The organism is Escherichia sp. E3659, assembly GCF_005781135.1.
Taxonomy (GTDB): Bacteria; Pseudomonadota; Gammaproteobacteria; order Enterobacterales; family Enterobacteriaceae; genus Escherichia.
In genome coordinates, this window is sequence record NZ_VATQ01000006.1 from 114,627 (window position 1) to 133,058 (window position 18,432).

An 18,432-nucleotide genomic window follows, 5' to 3' on the forward strand; every position below is an offset into this window, starting at 1 on the left:
ACAACATGATTGGTATTGATTCAGCCACCGGCAGATATCTGCACGGTAACGAACATCTGCGCCAGTCCGTCACCGATATTTTGTCAACGCCGGTCGGTAGCCGGGTCCTGCTCAGGGAATACGGCAGCAGACTGTTCAGTCTGCTTGATAACCCACAGGATGATTTCACGCGGGTGAGAATTGTCCGTGAAACGGTAACCGCCCTTGAACGCTGGGAACCCCGCCTGACCCTCCGGCGGGTGGAGGTGACGTGGACAGGAGAAGGGAGCGCCTGGCTGACGCTTGTCGGGGTGAACAACGAAACTCAGGACACGATTCGACTCGAGGAGATAAAAATTGGCAATGTCTCAGGCAATCATTGATCTGTCCGCGATACCGGTACCGGATGCTGTGGAAGTGCCGGATACCGCAATGCTCGTCTCTCAGATAGTGGCGAAGTATCAGGAGCTGGATACGTTGTTTTCAGCACTGGTGGAATCTGATCCTGCTTATAAATGGGCGGAGGCACTGGCTTTTCGGGTGGCGCTGATGCGCCAGCAAATAAATGATGCAGTTCGTGCAGTACTGCTTGCCAGTGCCGGTGGGAACGATCTGGATCAGGTTGGCGCGAATTATCAGGTACAGCGGCTGGTAATTACCCCTGCAGACGACAGCACCATTCCGCCCACGCCGGCGGTGTATGAAGATGATGACGCCTTTCGCGAACGCATTCAGTTGTCATGGGCACGGCTCAGCACCGCTGGCGCGAAAAATGCGTACCACTATTTTGCACAAAGTGCTGATCCTGATGTGCTGGATGTGAAAGCCTACGGGCCGGAAACGCATTCGCAGGAAGGGCGGGTTTTTCTTTATGTGTTATCCCGGTCAGGAAATGGCACCGCATCACAACCCCTGCTGGATAAGGTGGCAGCATCAGTCAGTGATGATGAAACCCGTCCCCTGACGGATTTTGTCAGTGTCCGGGCGGCAGAAATTATTCCCTACGACGTGGTGGCGAATATTCATATTCCCTACGGACTGGATGGTGAACTGGTAATGGCAAATGCCCGTAAGGCGCTGCAGTCTTACACTGACAGTGTCCACAGGATTGGTTCAGTGGCATCCCGTTCCGGCATGGATGGTGCACTGCACCAGACCGGGGTGATTACGGTGAATCTGACCTCTCCTGCCAGCGATATCGTTCCTGCGATGGGGCAGGCACCGTGGTGCCGTAAGGTAACACTGAACAAGGTGGAGACAACCGATGAATGACGATATCAGGAGCATACTGCCGATCAATGCCAGCCGGGCAGAGCGGGTGGTGGACTGTGTCGCCGGAGATATGTTGGCAGACATAGCGGTCTGTCTGATCCGCTATGTGAAAAATCCCGATTTATGTCCTGCTGAATTGCTGCCATGGCTGGCCTGGGAAATGGCAGTAGATACCTGGAATGAACACTGGACGGAGGCGGAAAAACGTTCTGCTATAAAGCGTGCCGCCTATATCCATCGCCACAGAGGGACTAAAGCGGCGCTGATGGCGTCGCTGGCTGACAGTCCGTTCCGGTCGCAGATTGTGGAATGGTATGAGCAGACGCCGCCTGGTGATCCCTATACATTCCGGTTGAATGTGGAGCAGAAGGACTTGCCTGTCCTGATGAGTGACCACCAGGATCTGAAACATGCCGTATTACGTGCCAAAAATCTGCGCAGCTGGTTCAGTATTCATGTTTATGGGGGCTGTCAGGGGAAAGGATACGGCTATGGGTATGTGACAGCGACGGAAAAGATGAAAAACAGGATACTGCCGTCAGAAATACAGTTGTCATCAGACAACTTACGACTGGCCCCTGGAGACGTTGTTTCTGTGCAGGTGACGGTGCTACCACTGATTGCTGATTCCCGCGTATTTTCTGTACAAATCGAAGATGACAGTGTGGCCGCGATAAGTGTTTCTGGTGATGTGGTTACTCTGACAGGGAAACAGTCTGGTCGAACTACAGTCGTCGTATCAACGGTAAATGGAGTGGTTGCCAGACTGCCGGTAAGTGTTGTGTCTGTTGTTCAGGTTATTATCAGGGCAGATAACGCCAGCATGCCACTGTTTTTTATCGATCCCCAGGATAACGACTTCACTATTGATTATGGTGATGGACTGGACAGCAGAGATTATGTGATTAAGGAGGATGTGGTCAAAGCTACCCGCACATTGCCGGTCGGAGAAGAAATTACACTGACGATTAAGGGCGCGGAAAGTCTGACATTCTACACCTCGAAGGCAGTAAACAACACCAATCCACTCCTGGAGATCATCCGCGTCAGTGGTTCCAGAAAAGACATGTCGTGGTTTGCGAATCTGCAGTGGGCATTGCGAAAAATTCACGCAGGTTCTTTTGATAATCTGCCTCACGTACTTTCATTTGAGAATGCCTTTAGGGGGTGTTCGTCTCTTCATGAATTACCTGAAAATCTTTTTGCCAGGTGCGAAGCTGTGGTGAATTGGTCTGGTGTATTCTATGGGTGCTCTGCCCTGACAGACATCCCACTTTTATTTGCGACAAAATCAAGCGCGAACATACTTTCAAAACTGTTTTGTGGCTGTTCGGAGATCGTCCGGGTTCCGGAGACATTATTCGCTGGTATGGAGAATGCATTGACTTTTGAAAATGCTTTTTCCGGGTGTGAGAAGATGGTTAATGCCCCCGCTATTCCAGCTCACAGACTTCAGAATTTTTACAGGGCGTTTTCTGGGTGTTGTAATCTTGCGGAACTCCCGGCGATATTTGGGGAGCAGAACGAAAACGACGCATCATCAATTGATTTGTCCTATGCGTTTTATGGTTGCCGAACACTGACAACCATTCCCGGTGGCTGGGTGGATGTTATCAGAAGCAGAATTGCGCATATTGATGGCATATTTAATGAGTGTGACAGTATACGCAGTATACCTGCGCGATTGTTTTCTGGAGCAGATAATCTTCGTTCTGCTAATAATGCGTTTTACAACTGCCACAGTATTACCCATGTTGGCGATGGCTTATTCGAGGGATGTCAGAAGCTGACAGGAATAAACGGGGTGTTTTATAACTGCAAATCACTGGAAAGCATTGGTGACAGACTTTTTTCGGGGTGTGTGTCAGTTAAATCGGCATCAGAAACGTTTGCTAACTGTAATATTTCGACTGAGATCGGTGAAGGGATTTTTTCTGGTTGTACATCTCTGATATCAATGAATTCCGTTTTTGCAAATTGCAGAAAACTTATTATGTTACCGGCTGACACATTCAGAGGATGTATTTCGCTGAAAGATGTGTCTTATATTTTTTCGAATTGCAATGCATTAACGAAGATTCAGGGTGAACTATTTGCAGACTGCCCACTTACCGTGAGCAGAGGCATGTTCAGATGGTGTTCGTCATTGATTAAGGTTCCTTGTGGGGTGATTAATCATCGGGAAAGTAGTGTCGACATGACCGAAATGTTTCGTGAGTGCACATTATTGGCAATGGACATTAATGATATATTCCCGGATGTGTTTGCTGAAAAATGCAATCTGTCATATTTGTTTTTCCAGTGCAGCAATGTAACAGGCAGTAAGTCAGAATTTATGGCAAAGTTTCCGGATCCGGTATCTGTTGCTAATGCATTTAATTATTGTTCGTTACTTACAGACTGATAAGGAGAATGTATGCCATCAGGACTGACGTTAACAATACAAGGAGCAGCCGAAATTGAATCGGCTTATCAGACTGGTCAGGTGGTTACGATCACTCATGTACTGACGGGGGATGGCGGCGGTAAAACGTTACCATCAACACCGGATGAGATGGCTTCAATGTCGGCATTGTTGGGGCAATTTGGTCAGGAAGTGTTTTCTGAAGGTAAGGTTGAGCAGGGATTTATCAGTGGTGACATTGTCATTGACTGTAAAAAATATCCCGGAAGAACCTTGCGTGAGCTGGGAATGGTTAGCAGCAGCGGTACGCTGATTGCTTATGGTCGTTATCCCGACACGTATTTACCGGCGCAGACTGATTCTGTTATCAAAGAAGTTATACTGACAATGGTTCTGGCGCTTACCCACACCCAGAATGTGACGCTGGAGATTGATCCTGAAAGGGCCATTATTACCCAGGAAACAGGTGACAGGCGTTATCTGCAGCGAAAAAACAATCTTTCAGATGTGGAAGACAATGACGAAGCAATTGATAACCTCGGATTAAAACCCACGGTAGACAAGGCAAAAAATGCCGTTCAGCGTGATGGTGACACCATGAGCGGGGAACTGAAAATCCATGGTGTGAATGCGCTGAGGATTTTCAACGAAGCTTTTGGCCTGATTTTTCGTCGTTCGGAAGAGTGCCTGCACCTTATCCCTACCAGTGAAGGTCAGGGTGAAAATGGCGATATTGGCTCCCTGCGTCCGTTCACCATAAATTTGCGGACGGGTGAGATATCCATGTCGCACAAATTGTCTGTTGGCGGTGGTTCTCAGGTGAATGGTGCATTGGGTATCGGCGTTCAGAACGCACTGGGCGGTAACTCAATTGCTCTCGGAGATAACGATACAGGTATAAAACAAAACGGCGACGGCATTCTGGATGTTTATGCGAATGGACAGCATGTATTTCGTTTTCAGAATGGGGTGGCAATAGCGTTAAAAAATATTCAGGCCGGAAATGCCAGGAAATTTACGCTATCCAGCACTAACGAATCTGCGAAAAATGCAACGTTTAATTTATGGGGGCATTCATCCAGACCCGTAGTTGTTGAACTTGGTGATGATTCAGGCTGGCATTTTTACAGCCAGAGGAATACAGATAACAGCATCACGTTCGCTGTAAACGGACAGGTAGTGCCATCAAATTATGGAAACTTTGATGCCCGTTACCAGATGAAAACAGGGATCGTACAGGATGTGCGACTGGGGAGTGCGGTTGGGATTGGGCGTGGAGGGAATGCACCATCAGGCCATTTGCTGAGCGGTGTTGATGGTGGCGAAAGCGTGGACTGGGCGAATGCCCGCCCGGTGCAGGTTCTGATTAATGGCGTCTGGCGGAATGTAGCGAGTTTGTAATTATGATGCATTTAAAAAATATTTCTGTTCAGAACCCTAAAACGATTGAGCAATACCAACTGGCACGACAGCATAAATTTTTATTGTGGCTGTTCTCAGAGGATGGTCAGGAATGGCACGAAGCTCAGGAAAAATTTCAGCCAGACACACTCAAAGTGATTTATGTCAAAACGGGAGAAGTCGTCTGGGTCGGGAAAAATATCACATCGGTTTGCCCGGAAAATAAAAGCGTAATTGAACTGCCGGACATTACCGCGAATCGTCGTATTGCAGCGTCAGGCTACTGGTTTTACCGCAATGATGAATTTGTTTTCGACTACAAATTAAAAGCAGAAGACGAACGCGATGCTCTGTTAAAGCAGGTCAGTATCGTGACCAGCGAGTGGGAAAAAGACCTGCAACTTGGGTTAATCAGCGACGAAGATAAAGAAAAGCTGAAGGCGTACCGTATTTACGCAAAGAAATTGCAGATGATGGATTTCAGCAATATTTCGGATAAGGCCACTTGCAACAATATCGTCTGGCCTGAGCCACCACAAAATATCTGAAAAAGAAATGAATTATCTGACCGCCTTAAGGGCGGTTTTTTTATGGGAGAAATGTATGTCCGGACTACATGGTGTTGAAACCATTGAACTGACGACAGGCACGGTTGCCGTGCAGACCATCTCCACGGCTGTAATTGGCCTGGTGGGGACCGCGCCGGACGCCTCCGGTGGTGTGTGTGCTTCCGGTACAGCTGGTTCGTGGCTGCTGGGAACGGCGCTGGATTTTACGGCGAAACAGGAAGGTAGGGCTGGCAATAATATTTCGGTTGTTGCTGTCGCTGCCACAGAGCAAAGCGCGCAGACAGCGGCTTCGCTGGAAGGTTCGACCCTGATGATAACGCTGGGTACGGATGAACGCAGCCAGGTTAACACCACGGTGGCTCGTGTGATTGAGGTGGTGAATGCACTGGGTGATTCGCCAGTGACAGTGGCGGTCAGTCCACTGAATGCAGAGGGTGCAGAAAATAATGTGGTGTCGCCGTTCAGTCTGACCTTATCCGGCGGAGAGGATGAGGCGTTTCCGGTTAATACACCGGTGGTGGTGGCGGGGGCGTTAACTCAGGCCGGGAAACTGGGCGCAGCCGGGACATTATATCCGGCCCTGCGTGATATTTTTGACCAGACAGGTGCGCTGGTGATTGTGGTGCGTGCGGAAAGCAAAACGAAGGCAAAGGAAGCAGAACAGCGCGCGGCAGTCATTCGGGCAATGGAAGCCCTGATGGAAAGCAAAGGAAAAACGGGCTACCAGCCGCGCATTCTTATCGCTACTGGTTACAGTGAGGATGATGGCGTGGCAAAGGCGCTGGAAACGTACGCAGCGAAGTTACGGGCCGTGGCCTATATAGACTCCCCCTCAATGGCAACGCCGCAGGATGTGGTTCAGCGACGTGCGTCCTTTGGCGGGCGTGTGGAGCTGCTGCGTCCGCGCGTGTCAGTGATGGATGACAGCGGGCAGACGGTATTTCGTCCGTATTCAGCACGAGCTGCAGGGCTACGTGCCCGTATTGATTACGAAAAAGGATGGTGGTGGTCCAAGTCAAACCAGGACGTGATGAATATCACCGGACTGGAGCAGGTTGACACATTTATTCTCGGAGAGCAGAACTGCACAGCAAACCTGCTGAACATGGAAAATATCTCCACCATTATTCGCCACGACGGTTTTAAACACTGGGGGAACCGTCTGTGCTCATCCCACAGTCAGTGGCGTTTTGAGCCGGTACGCCGTACAGCAGATGTGATTGAAGACAGCATTCAGGAGGCCATGCTGCCTTATGTCGATCGGCCGCTTGATCGGGATGTGGCAGAAGACATTCTTGGCAGTATTAATGCCTATATGCGCCAGCTTAAAAATCTGGGCGCGATCCACGGAGGCAGTGCCTGGCTGAATGATGAACTGAATACAGCAGAAACCCTGGCGGCAGGGCAGTTGTATATTGATTATGACTTTGGGCCGAAGTCACCACTGGAGCGCCTGACACTGCGGGCGATGATTAACAATAAACTGGCGCTGGAGGAGCTGACAGTATGATTACGGGTGAAAAAAAACTGTTGCGCGCGTGGGCGTTATTTCTTCCTGGCGGGATCCGTCTTCAGGGGGCACATGAATACACGCCGCCTGCCATTAATATCACGACAGTGGATATCAAAACCGGCGCAATGGATGCACCGGTAGCAGTGGATGATGGCATGGAAGCACTGACCTGCTCATTTAAAATTTATGGCTACGATGTTGCCATGCTGACTCTGCTGGGGTTGCAGGCCGGACTTTATTCACCGGAGATCGTTGTTCGTCAGGCTTACCGGGTGGGGAATGCGACCAGCGGACAGGTGGAAACCCTGCAGGGGATGATCACCAGTATCACCCCGGATGCGCGCCCGGCAACATCACAGGCTGAGGCTTCGGTGACGGTGGAAATGTCACTGAGTTATTACCGTCAGGCTGTCGACGGTCTGGAAACCATCTGCATTATTCCGGAGGAATTTGTGCGTCGTATTAACGGCGTTAATGTTCTGTCGGATCTGAAAAAAATTATCCGGGTTTAATCCCGGCATCCTGTCATTCAGGCGGCTCAGGCCGCTTTTTTTTTTAAAAGGAGACGATTATGTCGGAAAAAAACAGTGTTCCCGCCAGCAGTGTGGAAATTGTGTTATCCGTGCCGTATGTCACCGCATCAGGACAGACGATCACGCATGTCACCATGCGTGCGCCTACCGTCCGCGATCGTCTGTTGCATCGCCGGAGTACCAAACCGGAAGCAGAGGCTGATCTGGATATGATTGCCGGTCTGTGCGGGATGGACGCGGCGGACATGATGAACATGGAAGCGTGTGATTACCTGACCCTGGAGCGGCAGTTCAATGTTTTTTTGCTGCCGCCGGTCCGGCGGAAGAAGAAAGCATCCTGACGGCGATACGGCGCGCCGGTGCCTGGTTCGGGTGGTCTCCGGGAGATGTGATGGCGCTGCCGTATACGGATTTTGTGGCAATGATGCTGGCGGAGTCGGAAGAGAGGAAGCGATGTTATGGCAACGGTGGGCGATAACCTTAAAGCGAATATCCGGATCGGAGGTTCGATAGATCCGTCGTGGAAAAAATCGGTTGATGGACTGAAGCACGGATTATCAGGGGCAACACAGGAAGTGGCTCGCCTGACACGCCAGCAGGACGTACTGAAACGAAAAATTCAGGCTGGTGTACTGGCAGGACAGGATATTACCGAACTGCGAAAGCAGTATGAAAAGCTGGGCAGAAAAATTCATGATGCCACCGGGGAACAGGATAAATTTAACCGTAAGCTGGCGCGGGCAGAACGTCTGGAACGCTGGAAAGGACGGGCCGGGACGGTTCTTAAAACCGGGCTGGGGCTTTCGGTTGGTTCCGGACTGACGCTGGCAGCCGGTGCCGGCGCGGTACTGAACCGGAATGCGGAAACGGCAGAGCGGTCAGGGATAGCCCGGAGTTACGGGGTGGATTATGAAACCTATGCGGCGTGGGATTCACTGGGCCGGCAGATGGGGTTAAACGGCGAAAACATCGGTGATCTGTTTGAGGAATACCGGAACAAGGTTTTTGACGATGATAATGGTGCCACGGACAAAGGAGCCATTCAGGAGGTATTCGGTAAACTGGGGCTGAAGGCGGGCGTAATGGCCGGAAAAAGCAACCAGGAGCAAGTCGAATTTTTGTTTGAACGCTTACTGCAGGTGGAGAATGAGCAGCAGGCGGCGGGTATGGCAGATGCGCTGTTTGGTGGTGAGGCCAATAAAATTCTGACCTGGATGCGTCTGTCAGGAAAGACCTTCCAGGAACTTATCAGTGAGCAGAAACGCTATAACCTGGTGACAAAGGAAGGGGCTGATGGCGCAGTTCAGGGGCATGTGGCGCTGTCAAATCTCCGTAATGTTCTGAGCTCTTCCATTGATGACATCAGTGGGAAACTGGGTAAGGAGCTGTCACCACATATTCAACAGGTGACGGATGACCTTGCGGACTGGTTTAAGAATGGTGGACTTGAAAAAATTCAGGAATTTATAAATGACGTCGCTTTGCCGACGTTGATCAGGATGGCTGCATGGATGTGGAAATTCGGAAAAGTATTGGGCGGAATTACACAAAAAGCCATTGAGTGGGGGCTGGCGGATGATCCGCGAGAGGACCGACGAGAAGTGCTGGAATATCTGGCAAAAATGGGGTCGCCGGAGCTGGCGAGAGCGGTGGCGCAGAAAAACGGTCAGGGTGAATGGTTTGATGAACTTCTCAGGCAAAATCCGGACCTGACGAAACAGGTTGTACAGGCCTATAAAGACACTCGCGGTTATCTCCCATGGAATCATGACGATAAAAAGTTTGATGCATTTCTCGACCCTTTGCTGGGGCCAGAAGATACTCCCGACTTTAAGGGGTGGGAAGAGGCAATCCGCAATGGTCTGGTGAAATATGGTGCGCTGCCTGCTGTCGGGCAGGAGCAGAAAAACCCGGATCCTCTCTCGGCTCTTCAGGATACCCCCGGCAGTATCAGCCAGGTGGAAGTAAAACCCACGTATCAGATACGGGCGGAATTTAACATCACTCAGAAGCCCGGCGAGGATGCCGGACAACTGGCAGACAGGGTAACGAAAAATCTGGGAGATATTAATTTTGGTCAGCGTTCTCGCATGACCGATGGTGATGCATTCTGGGGGTGAACATGGTGGATTTGCTGGGCTGGGGCGTAAACCGGCTTGAGCGTGAAGCATGGGACGCGGTGGGCTCATTAACGGATGTCGCCTCCCGCGTCATGCTGTCGTTTGGTGAGTTTGAATTCAGTATTGATACGGCAGCCTATAACGCCATGAAGCGCACTATGGAATGGCGATGGGATGAACAGCAACTTATCGGAAAAAACGACCTGCTGCAGTATACCGGTAAGGGGGCCAGAACAATAACCCTTGAAGGTATGGTGCATGCGGGATTTCGTGACGGTGTGGGAATGGATGCTCTTGATACACTGGTTCAGATGGTGGATGACAATCCGGCTCCGCATCTTCTGGTTTCGAGCACAGGTGATGTGATGGGGTATTTTGTGGCAACTGCCTATTCAGATAACACCACGTCCTTTCTTCCCGGCGGTGCGCCGAAGAACAAAACGTTCACACTGGAGCTGAAATACTATGGCGAAAAACTGGCGGACCACTGACGGCGATATGCTGGATGATATCTGTCAGAGACACTATGGCAGTGCCGGACTTAACCAGTCACTGGCAGCGGTACTGGAGGCTAATCCGGGGATTGCTGACTTTGGTCCGGTGTATCCCGCAGGGGTGGAAATCGTGTTGCCGGACTGGACATATGAGCCGGAAGAGGAGGAGGCGTTTCAGTTATGGGACTGAATGAATATCAGCCTGATTTCAGTCTGACAGCGGAAGGTAATGATATCACAAAGGCCATAAAGCGGGGGCTGGCAGAACTGCGTTATACCGATAATGGTGCGGCCACAAAGCGATCCGATGAACTGATGGTAACGCTGTTCAGCGAGACGATGGTGCTGCCTCCGAAAGGTGCGGTATTAACGCTGGGGCTGGGATTTAATGGAAATCTGGTAAATAAAGGCAGCTTTACCGTCTGTCAGGTGGCAAGCGGTGGCCCTCCCCGCCGGATCACCATTTATGCCACCGCAGCCCCCATGAATGCGTCCAGACATGGCGCGGATGTGACCGCACTGAAAACCCGCGCCTTCAGCGATATCACGCTGGGCGACCTGGTAAAAAACATCGCCACTGAAAATAATCTGGTGGCGCGGGTTTCACCATCGCTTGCTGATATTCGTATCTCCTGGGTGATGCAGTCATCAGAATCAGACGCAGCCCTCCTGTCCCGGCTTGCAGGCGTGTATGGTGCCACCAGTAAACCGACGAACGGTTACTGGTTATTTCTGGAGTATGGCGCATCGCAGAGTACAGGCGGAAGAGATACCCCTGTGATGACCATCACACCGGATATGGTGTCAGACTGGGATTACCGGGAGGGCGAACGACAGGGTGCTGCGGGTAGTGGGAAGGGAGACAAAAAGAATGGGAAAGTGGGTGTCCGATATTTTGATACCCGTGACGGACGCACACGAGAAGTTAAAGTGGATGTGGAGTCTACAGACAAGCGGCATCCGTTTACCCAGCCTGACCAGGGCACCGCAAAACACTGTGCAGACTCGAAAGTTAAACGCGTGCAGAAAGCCGGACGCCAGATGACGATAACGCTACCGTGCAGACCGGCACTGCTGAAAGCGGGAGCAGAGATGCGTTTTATCACGCAGGGGTTTGGAGTACGGGAAGATCATAACTGGCAGGCAGAGTCAGTGGAGTTTTCACTGGCACCAGGGCAGGGGTTTGCGCTGAATCTGTCGCTGGCTACCGATATTTCCGCGAAAGGGAAGGCCTCAGGGAAGAAGAAAGCGGATAAAAAGGGCGTGAATTATTTTGGTTAGTGTTTTCTGTATCAGGTAATAAAAATGGCTGTATTAATTTCAGGTGTGCTGACTGATGGCGCGGGACTCCCCATGTCCGGATACCATATTATTCTGAAAGCCCGGCAGAATACATCTGCAGTGGTCATGAGAACGGTGGCTGCAGTGGTGACAGGGGCGGCAGGAGAATATGCCTTTGAGGCTCAGACCGGAAAATATGATGTATATCTTCGGTCGTGCATTGAAAGAGAATATTGTGTCGGTGACATTTCAGTTTATTACGACTCAAAGCCCGGCACGCTGAACGACTTTCTGACCGCCCTTGATGAAGACGACCTGAAGCCGGATGTGGTGAAGCGTTTTGAGGAAATTGCAGATGCAGTCAACCGTCTCTCTGAACAGGTGAGTATTGACAAGGAGAAAGCAGAAGCAGCTGCTGATGCTGCAAAAAATGCAGCATCAGCAGCTCTGGACAATACAAATAAGGCGGAGGAATTTAAAGAACAATCACGGAAGAATGCCGAAATCGCTGCGGGATGCGCGCAAAGTGCCGGACAGCACGCTTCGGATGCTGCACAAACTGAAAAGCAGGTGGAAATCCTGGCGACAGATATTCGACAGAATGCAGGCGATGTTTATCAGAACGTACAGCATGTTGAGCGTCTGGCATCAGAAGTTGCGCAGAATGCCAGCCAGGTGCATCAGAATACCCTGACAGTAACGGATGCAGCGCAGTCTGTGGAGCGGAATGCACAGCTGACAACGCAGTTAAGAAACGAAGCCGGTCGCTTTGCCGACGAATCCAGGAAAAGTTCAGAGGATGCAAAAGAGTACAGTGACAGTGCCAGAAAAGCGGTCGATGAACTGAAATCTGTCGGTACTTATCCGGCAGGGATAGCTTTTGCATGGCCAGCGGATATTCCCCCGGAGGGGTTTGCAATAATGCAGGGGCAGCCATTCGATAAATCTGCGTATCCACAACTGGCAGCTGTATTTCCGTCAGGTGTAATACCTGATATGCGGGGGTGGACAATAAAAGGCAAACCAGACGGGCGCGCAGTACTGTCTCATGAAGAGGATGGTGTTAAGCGGCACGGGCATACGGCAAAGGTATTACCGACGGATTTGGGAGCCAGGGAGACAAGTTCCTTTGATTATGGCTCTAAAAGTACAGAGCATGGAGGATTGCATAATCACATTACCAACGGAGTCTGGACAGGTTCTACAACGAGGAACGGAGGAACAAAGTGGGACACGCCAGGATATATAGCGGATATAACAACCAGCAGCGGAGGCGAGCATGTGCATGTGGTTTATATCGGCCCGCATATTCATACCGTGGCACTGGGCGAGCATGGTCATGATGTCACAGTTGATGAGACGGGTAATGCAGAAAATACAGTTAAAAATATCGCGTTTAACTTCATTGTGAGACTGGCATGACAAATTTCAAAATGAGTCCGGAATCGCGGACACTGAAAATTTATAACTTACGGGCTGATACAAAAGAGTATATAGGCGCAGGAGATGTTTATATTCCACCGTATACGGGATTACCGGCGAACTGCACGCTTATCGAACCGCCAGAGGCTGGCCCCGGCCTGGTTGCCGTTTTCAACGATGCGCAGCAACAGTGGGAAGTTGTTGAAGACCACCGTGGGAAAACGGTATATGACACAGCCACCGGGAAGACATTGTGCATTTCCCGTCCGGGGGCTTTGCCGGATGATGTCACCACTTTACCGCCAGAGGGGGAATTCCATCAATGGGATGGTGCGAAATGGATAAAAGACGACGAGGCCGAAAGGGCGGCGAAAATTCGTGACGCTGAACGGGAGAAGCAAAAATTACTTCAGGAGATAATGGAAAAAACACAGCTGTGGCAAACGTGGCTGTCACTTGGGATTATCAGCGAAGCTGATAAAAAATCACTCAGGGAGTGGATGTTGTATGCCCAAAAAGTTGAAGCGACGGACACATCTGAATTACCTGTGAAATTTCCCGACAAACCCGCTTGTAAATTAGCCGCAACAGGTGCTTGAAGTCCTCCCCGACCATTCCAATAGTCGGGGAGGGTGTTATTGATTGAGGCTAGGCGTAACAAACTTTAGCAAAAAGCCTTAAAAAGCATTCTCCAAAACCAGAACGCAACTGACTGATTTTGATGAAATACATAGTGCTGTTGCTTTAAACAATAAAGCAGCTTAAAAATGCACTTATTCCATTGAATTTAGAGGATTAATTGTCTATTTCGCTCACCTTCTTATTCAGCAAACGAGAAGCGCGCCAGTAAACCAGCAACATCAGGCCCATTACGATAGTCAGCGTAATGCTGGTAGCTGCACCAAACGGCCAGTCACGAATATTAAGGAACTGGACCTTGATGACGTTACCAATCAGCAGGTTTTTCGCTCCGCCCATCAGGTCGGACACATAGAACAGCCCCATCGCTGGCAGCATCACCAGCAGACATCCGGCAATAATTCCCGGCATCGTCAGTGGAATAATGATGCGGATAAAAGTCTGTAACTTGCTGGCACCGAGATCGCGCGCCGCCTCAAGCAACGGCTTATCCAGTTTTTCGATACTGGAGTACAGCGGCATCACCATAAACGGCAGCAGAATGTAAACCAGACCGATAATCACGGCACTGGGCGTGAACATGATACGAATTGGTGTGTCGATAACGCCCAGCCAGAGCAAAAACTCGTTGAGATAGCCTTTGGTACTGAGGAAAATTTTCAGCCCGTAGATGCGAATCAGTGAGTTGGTCCAGAAGGGAACAATCAGCAGAAACAGCAGCAGCGGACGCACCTTGTGCGGCAGCTTCGCCAGAAACCAGGCAAACGGATAGCCCAGAACCAGGCAGGCAAGGGTAGCGATCAGCGCCATATTCAGCGAGTGCAATAGCACTTCAAAATAGAGCGGATCGAGCAGACGTGCGTAGTTTTCCAGCGTAAAGACGATTTTGACGAAACTGGTGTCGTCGCGGGTCAAAAAGCTGGTGCCAATGATCATCAGGTTGGGCAGAAAGACAAATAACACAAGCCAACCGACAATAGTGACAATCACTACATTCTGGAACTTACTTGTGTTCTTCATCAGCCAGTACGACCTCCCAGCTTTCTACCCAATTAATGGCCATTTTTTGGTCGAGAGAGTGGTCAAAGTCAGGATCGTCTTCATTGAAGAATTCGCTGACCATCACCATCTTGCCATTTTCCAGTTCAACAACCGACTCCAGCGTCATGCCTTTGTAGTTACGCTCGCGAACGTAACCAATCAGCCCTTCAGCATGGTTGTCGTCGTTAATCTCTTCAACACGTAAGTCTTCCGGGCGCAGCAGAACATGCAGTTTTTGCCCCGGTTCTACGGCGAAGTTAACGTAGATATTACACTCGCGACCTTCAACGTTAGCCCGTACGCGCTGCTCGTCGAGTCGCTCGATCACCGTGGCGTTGAACATATTGATCTCGCCAATGAATCCGGCAACAAATAAATTCTTCGGCTCTTCGTAAATTTCGCGCGGTGTACCATCTTGCTCAATACGACCCTCGCGCATCACCACAATCCTGTCTGACATGGTGAGCGCTTCTTCCTGATCGTGAGTGACAAAGACGAAGGTAATACCAAGCTTACGCTGTAACGCTTTCAGCTCGTTCTGCATTTGCTTGCGAAGTTTGTAATCCAGCGCCGAGAGCGACTCATCAAGCAGCAGCAGGCGAGGCTTGTTAACCACCGCGCGGGCAATGGCGACGCGTTGCTGTTGACCGCCTGAGAGTTGATGCGGTTTGCGTTGAGCGAAGCTTTCCAGTTGCACCATCCGCAAAGCTTCCATCACGCGAGGCGTAATTTCAGCAGCGGGGGTTTTTTGCATACGCAAACCAAAGGCCACATTTTCGAATACGGTCATGTGGGGGAATAGCGCGTAGCTTTGGAAAACGGTGTTCACATAGCGGTTTTCCGCCGGAACGTGGGTGATGTCCTCGTTATCCAGCATGATGCGTCCAGAATCAACAGTTTCCAGACCCGCAATCAGGCGAAGAACGGTTGTTTTACCGCAGCCAGAAGGGCCAAGCAGCGTGAGGAACTCGCCATTGTTGATAGTCAGATCCAGCTGGGGAATGACCTCTTTACCATCAAAGCATTTGCGAATTCCCGCCAATTGCACCAGCGGTGAAAGCGAACTCGGTTGTTTATTCAATTTTTTACTCTGTCCCATGTAAACGCAACGGATGGCTTACCGAAGCGGGGTTTGTGGTTAACCACCTTGGTGACTCTTAAAGAGGGCCGTAATTCTACGGCAAACTACTTGGATCGCCAATCCTTGTTGTGAATTACTGGCTTAGCTTTATATTCATTAAGGTAATGTTGATAAATATTCCCGATTGCAGGGGTAAAAGTGACCTGACGCAATATTTGTCTTTTCCTGCTTCTTAATAATGTTGTCACGAAAAGTGAGGGTGACTACATGGATAAACTACTTGAGCGTTTTTTGAACTACGTGTCTCTCGATACCCAATCAAAAGCGGGGGTGAGACAAGTTCCCAGCACGGAAGGCCAGTGGAAATTATTGCATCTGCTGAAAGATCAGCTGGAAGAAATGGGTCTTATCAATGTGACCTTAAGTGAGAAAGGAACGTTGATGGCGACGCTACCGGCTAACGTTCCTGGCGATATTCCGGCGATTGGCTTTATTTCTCATGTGGATACCTCACCGGATTGCAGCGGTAAAAATGTGAACCCGCAGATTGTTGAAAACTATCGTGGCGGCGACATTGCGTTGGGCGTCGGCGACGAAGTCCTGTCACCGGTCATGTTCCCGGTACTGCATCAACTGCTGGGACAGACGCTGATCACCACTGACGGTAAAACATTGTTGGGTGCTGACGACAAAGCAGGTATTGCAGAAATCATGACCGCGCTGGCGGTATTGCAGCAGAAAAATATTCCGCATGGCGATATTCGTGTTGCCTTTACGCCTGATGAAGAAGTGGGTAAAGGGGCGAAACATTTTGATGTTGAAGCCTTTGATGCCCGCTGGGCTTACACCGTAGATGGTGGTGGCGTAGGTGAACTGGAGTTTGAAAACTTCAACGCTGCTTCGGTGAATATCAAAATCGTCGGCAACAATGTTCACCCGGGTACGGCAAAAGGTGTGATGGTGAATGCGCTGTCGCTGGCGGCACGCATTCATGCGGAAGTACCGGCAGATGAAAGCCCGGAAGCTACGGAAGGTTATGAAGGTTTCTATCACCTGACAAGCATGAAAGGCACTGTTGAGCGCGCCGATATGCACTACATCATCCGTGATTTCGACCGTAAACAGTTTGAAGCGCGTAAACGTAAAATGATGGAAATTGCCAAGAAAGTGGGCAAAGGGTTACACCCGGATTGCTACATTGAACTGGTGATTGAAGACAGTTACTACAACATGCGCGAGAAAGTCGTTGAGCATCCGCATATTCTTGATATTGCCCAGCAGGCGATGCGCGATTGCGATATTGAACCAGACCTGAAACCGATCCGTGGTGGTACTGACGGTGCGCAGTTGTCGTTTATGGGATTACCGTGCCCGAATCTGTTTACCGGCGGTTATAACTATCATGGCAAACATGAGTTTGTCACTCTGGAAGGAATGGAAAAAGCGGTGCAAGTGATTGTGCGTATTGCCGAGTTAACGGCGAAACGAAAGTAAGCGAAATTGGATGCGGCATATGATGCCGCATCCGGCTTCAATTCAAATTTACCCTTCGAAGAACCAATACCCGCTATTGACCAGCGCCGCGAGCATCGCGAGGAATGACGGATCTTCCAGTGCGTCGCCAAAATTCTCGGCGGTCAGTGCAATATTGCTGGCGAGTGCATCCAGCGCCGGACGGTGCGGGGAATCAATTTTCTCACCATTGGCATAAACATCGTCGCCAATGCGCAAGACGCGCAGACCACCCAGACGCACCAGTACATCACCTTGTTTCAGCGCGTCATAGATTTCATCCGGTTGATACGGTGGCTCTGGCGGAGCGATATCCAGTTCATGACGTGACTGCGAAATAAACTCGCCAAACCACTGCTTAAAGTGTTCTGGCTGGTTGATCAACTCAAGCATCATCTCACGCAGTTTATCCATCTCCTGCGGCAGAACGTCTGCCGGATGATCGCGAGGCGGGACATCCGGATCGCTGTAGTAATTACCGCCCAGCTCACGTTGCAGCACGTAATCGGCAAATCCGCTGATCAGTTCCCGCGTATTCGGCGCACGAAAACCAACGGAATAGTTCATCGCATTTTCCAGTGCGTAGCCTTCGTGCGGGAACCCCGGCGGAATATAAAGAATATCGCCTGGCTCCAGCTCTTCATCAATAATCGCTTCAAACGGATCAACCTGTAACAGATCCGGGTGAGGGCAGTGCTGCCTCATGTGCAGTTTTTCACCTACCCGCCAGCGACGGCGACCTGTACCCTGAATAATAAACACATCGTACTGATCGAGATGCGGACCGACGCCGCCTCCAGGCACAGAAAACGAGATCATCAGGTCGTCAATGCGCCAGTCCGGTAATTCACGGAACGGACGCATCAGCGCGGCGGCCGGTTCATGCCAGTGATCAACCGCCTGGACCAGCAATGACCAGTTGGTTTCGCCCAGATGGTCGTAGCTTTCGAATGGCCCGTGACTGACCTGCCATTTGCCATCCTGATGACTGACCAGCCGACTGTCGACTTCACTTTCCATCGCCAGGCCCGCCAGCTCGTCGGGAGAAATAGGATCAATAAAATTATCAAAGCCGCGTTTTAACACCACGGGACGTTTCTGCCAGTGGCGTTCAAGAAAATCGGGCCAATTAAGGGTGAGTTGGTATTCCATGTTAAGCGTCCATAGGCGG

At 50.5% G+C, this 18,432-nt stretch carries 18 protein-coding genes; 15 read left to right on the plus strand and 3 right to left on the minus strand.

Going from position 1 to position 18,432, the window contains the following annotated elements:
• The first annotated feature begins 5 nt into the window (after positions 1–5).
• From FEK47_RS05880 to FEK47_RS05945, 14 genes are all read left to right on the plus strand, one after another.
• Positions 6–362, plus strand: a complete 357-nt coding sequence (locus FEK47_RS05880) for a GPW/gp25 family protein (protein ID WP_040091455.1) — start codon at positions 6–8, stop codon at positions 360–362.
• Positions 337–1,251, plus strand: a complete 915-nt coding sequence (locus tag FEK47_RS05885; protein ID WP_135486259.1) for a baseplate J/gp47 family protein — start codon at positions 337–339, stop codon at positions 1,249–1,251. The genes FEK47_RS05880 and FEK47_RS05885 overlap by 26 nt, the downstream gene beginning before the upstream one ends.
• Positions 1,244–3,655 (plus strand): phage tail protein I, encoded by a 2,412-nt coding sequence (locus FEK47_RS25065; protein WP_135486258.1) that lies wholly within the window; start codon positions 1,244–1,246, stop codon positions 3,653–3,655. The genes FEK47_RS05885 and FEK47_RS25065 overlap by 8 nt, the downstream gene beginning before the upstream one ends.
• Before the next feature lie 12 nt (positions 3,656–3,667).
• Entirely contained in the window at positions 3,668–5,056 is a 1,389-nt protein-coding gene (locus FEK47_RS05895; RefSeq protein WP_138183138.1) for a phage tail protein, read from the plus strand.
• 2 nt (positions 5,057–5,058) lie between these two features.
• A complete protein-coding gene (locus tag FEK47_RS05900) occupies positions 5,059–5,604 on the plus strand; it encodes a tail fiber assembly protein (protein ID WP_135486257.1) in 546 nt (181 codons plus the stop codon).
• 55 nt (positions 5,605–5,659) lie between these two features.
• Complete coding sequence (locus tag FEK47_RS05905; protein ID WP_135486256.1) at positions 5,660–7,135, plus strand: phage tail sheath C-terminal domain-containing protein; 1,476 nt, start codon at positions 5,660–5,662, stop codon at positions 7,133–7,135.
• Positions 7,132–7,650, plus strand: a complete 519-nt coding sequence (locus FEK47_RS05910; protein ID WP_000627737.1) for a phage major tail tube protein — start codon at positions 7,132–7,134, stop codon at positions 7,648–7,650. The genes FEK47_RS05905 and FEK47_RS05910 overlap by 4 nt, the downstream gene beginning before the upstream one ends.
• A gap of 59 nt (positions 7,651–7,709) precedes the next feature.
• Positions 7,710–8,012 (plus strand): phage tail assembly protein, encoded by a 303-nt coding sequence (locus FEK47_RS05915; RefSeq protein WP_129541822.1) that lies wholly within the window; start codon positions 7,710–7,712, stop codon positions 8,010–8,012.
• A gap of 117 nt (positions 8,013–8,129) precedes the next feature.
• The gene (locus tag FEK47_RS05920) at positions 8,130–9,791 is read left to right on the plus strand and encodes a hypothetical protein (protein WP_135486255.1); all 1,662 of its coding nucleotides are present in this window, start codon (positions 8,130–8,132) and stop codon (positions 9,789–9,791) included.
• Between the two features lie 2 nt (positions 9,792–9,793).
• Positions 9,794–10,282 (plus strand): phage tail protein, encoded by a 489-nt coding sequence (locus FEK47_RS05925; RefSeq protein WP_000228001.1) that lies wholly within the window; start codon positions 9,794–9,796, stop codon positions 10,280–10,282.
• Complete coding sequence (locus tag FEK47_RS05930; RefSeq protein WP_129541824.1) at positions 10,257–10,475, plus strand: tail protein X; 219 nt, start codon at positions 10,257–10,259, stop codon at positions 10,473–10,475. The genes FEK47_RS05925 and FEK47_RS05930 overlap by 26 nt, the downstream gene beginning before the upstream one ends.
• A complete protein-coding gene (locus FEK47_RS05935) occupies positions 10,466–11,566 on the plus strand; it encodes a contractile injection system protein, VgrG/Pvc8 family (protein ID WP_135486254.1) in 1,101 nt (366 codons plus the stop codon). Before FEK47_RS05930 ends, FEK47_RS05935 begins: the two co-directional genes overlap by 10 nt.
• Before the next feature lie 24 nt (positions 11,567–11,590).
• Entirely contained in the window at positions 11,591–12,988 is a 1,398-nt protein-coding gene (locus FEK47_RS05940; protein ID WP_135486253.1) for a prophage tail fiber N-terminal domain-containing protein, read from the plus strand.
• Positions 12,985–13,587, plus strand: coding sequence for a tail fiber assembly protein (locus FEK47_RS05945; RefSeq protein WP_135486252.1), 603 nt, complete (start codon positions 12,985–12,987; stop codon positions 13,585–13,587). The genes FEK47_RS05940 and FEK47_RS05945 overlap by 4 nt, the downstream gene beginning before the upstream one ends.
• A gap of 196 nt (positions 13,588–13,783) precedes the next feature.
• Here the strand turns inward: FEK47_RS05945 and potB are convergent, their stop codons facing one another.
• Together potB and potA are read right to left on the minus strand one after the other, a co-directional pair.
• Positions 13,784–14,647, minus strand: coding sequence for a spermidine/putrescine ABC transporter permease PotB (potB, locus tag FEK47_RS05950; RefSeq protein WP_135486251.1), 864 nt, complete (start codon positions 14,645–14,647; stop codon positions 13,784–13,786).
• Positions 14,631–15,767, minus strand: coding sequence for a spermidine/putrescine ABC transporter ATP-binding protein PotA (gene potA, locus FEK47_RS05955; protein ID WP_130205581.1), 1,137 nt, complete (start codon positions 15,765–15,767; stop codon positions 14,631–14,633). The genes potB and potA overlap by 17 nt, the downstream gene beginning before the upstream one ends.
• Positions 15,768–16,016: 249 nt before the next feature.
• On the opposite strand from potA, the gene pepT reads away from it, so the two are divergent.
• Entirely contained in the window at positions 16,017–17,243 is a 1,227-nt protein-coding gene (gene pepT / locus FEK47_RS05960) for a peptidase T (protein ID WP_130205583.1), read from the plus strand.
• A gap of 48 nt (positions 17,244–17,291) precedes the next feature.
• Here pepT and roxA read toward each other — a convergent pair whose 3' ends face one another.
• Positions 17,292–18,413 (minus strand): [50S ribosomal protein L16]-arginine 3-hydroxylase, encoded by a 1,122-nt coding sequence (roxA, locus tag FEK47_RS05965; RefSeq protein WP_135486250.1) that lies wholly within the window; start codon positions 18,411–18,413, stop codon positions 17,292–17,294.
• Positions 18,414–18,432 lie beyond the last annotated feature (19 nt).

What these genes read in the sequence shown, in the direction of transcription:
- FEK47_RS05880 (WP_040091455.1), top strand. Translation starts at nt 6, where the DNA reads ATGATTGGTATTGATTCAGCCACCGGCAGATATCTGCACGGTAACGAA.
- FEK47_RS25065 (WP_135486258.1), top strand. Translation starts at nt 1,244, where the DNA reads ATGAATGACGATATCAGGAGCATACTGCCGATCAATGCCAGCCGGGCA.
- FEK47_RS05895 (WP_138183138.1), top strand. Translation starts at nt 3,668, where the DNA reads ATGCCATCAGGACTGACGTTAACAATACAAGGAGCAGCCGAAATTGAA.
- FEK47_RS05900 (WP_135486257.1), top strand. Translation starts at nt 5,059, where the DNA reads ATGATGCATTTAAAAAATATTTCTGTTCAGAACCCTAAAACGATTGAG.
- FEK47_RS05905 (WP_135486256.1), top strand. Translation starts at nt 5,660, where the DNA reads ATGTCCGGACTACATGGTGTTGAAACCATTGAACTGACGACAGGCACG.
- FEK47_RS05910 (WP_000627737.1), top strand. Translation starts at nt 7,132, where the DNA reads ATGATTACGGGTGAAAAAAAACTGTTGCGCGCGTGGGCGTTATTTCTT.
- FEK47_RS05915 (WP_129541822.1), top strand. Translation starts at nt 7,710, where the DNA reads ATGTCGGAAAAAAACAGTGTTCCCGCCAGCAGTGTGGAAATTGTGTTA.
- FEK47_RS05920 (WP_135486255.1), top strand. Translation starts at nt 8,130, where the DNA reads ATGGCAACGGTGGGCGATAACCTTAAAGCGAATATCCGGATCGGAGGT.
- FEK47_RS05925 (WP_000228001.1), top strand. Translation starts at nt 9,794, where the DNA reads ATGGTGGATTTGCTGGGCTGGGGCGTAAACCGGCTTGAGCGTGAAGCA.
- FEK47_RS05930 (WP_129541824.1), top strand. Translation starts at nt 10,257, where the DNA reads ATGGCGAAAAACTGGCGGACCACTGACGGCGATATGCTGGATGATATC.
- FEK47_RS05935 (WP_135486254.1), top strand. Translation starts at nt 10,466, where the DNA reads ATGGGACTGAATGAATATCAGCCTGATTTCAGTCTGACAGCGGAAGGT.
- FEK47_RS05940 (WP_135486253.1), top strand. Translation starts at nt 11,591, where the DNA reads ATGGCTGTATTAATTTCAGGTGTGCTGACTGATGGCGCGGGACTCCCC.
- FEK47_RS05945 (WP_135486252.1), top strand. Translation starts at nt 12,985, where the DNA reads ATGACAAATTTCAAAATGAGTCCGGAATCGCGGACACTGAAAATTTAT.
- potB (WP_135486251.1), bottom strand. Translation starts at nt 14,647, where the DNA reads ATGAAGAACACAAGTAAGTTCCAGAATGTAGTGATTGTCACTATTGTC.
- potA (WP_130205581.1), bottom strand. Translation starts at nt 15,767, where the DNA reads ATGGGACAGAGTAAAAAATTGAATAAACAACCGAGTTCGCTTTCACCG.
- pepT (WP_130205583.1), top strand. Translation starts at nt 16,017, where the DNA reads ATGGATAAACTACTTGAGCGTTTTTTGAACTACGTGTCTCTCGATACC.
- roxA (WP_135486250.1), bottom strand. Translation starts at nt 18,413, where the DNA reads ATGGAATACCAACTCACCCTTAATTGGCCCGATTTTCTTGAACGCCAC.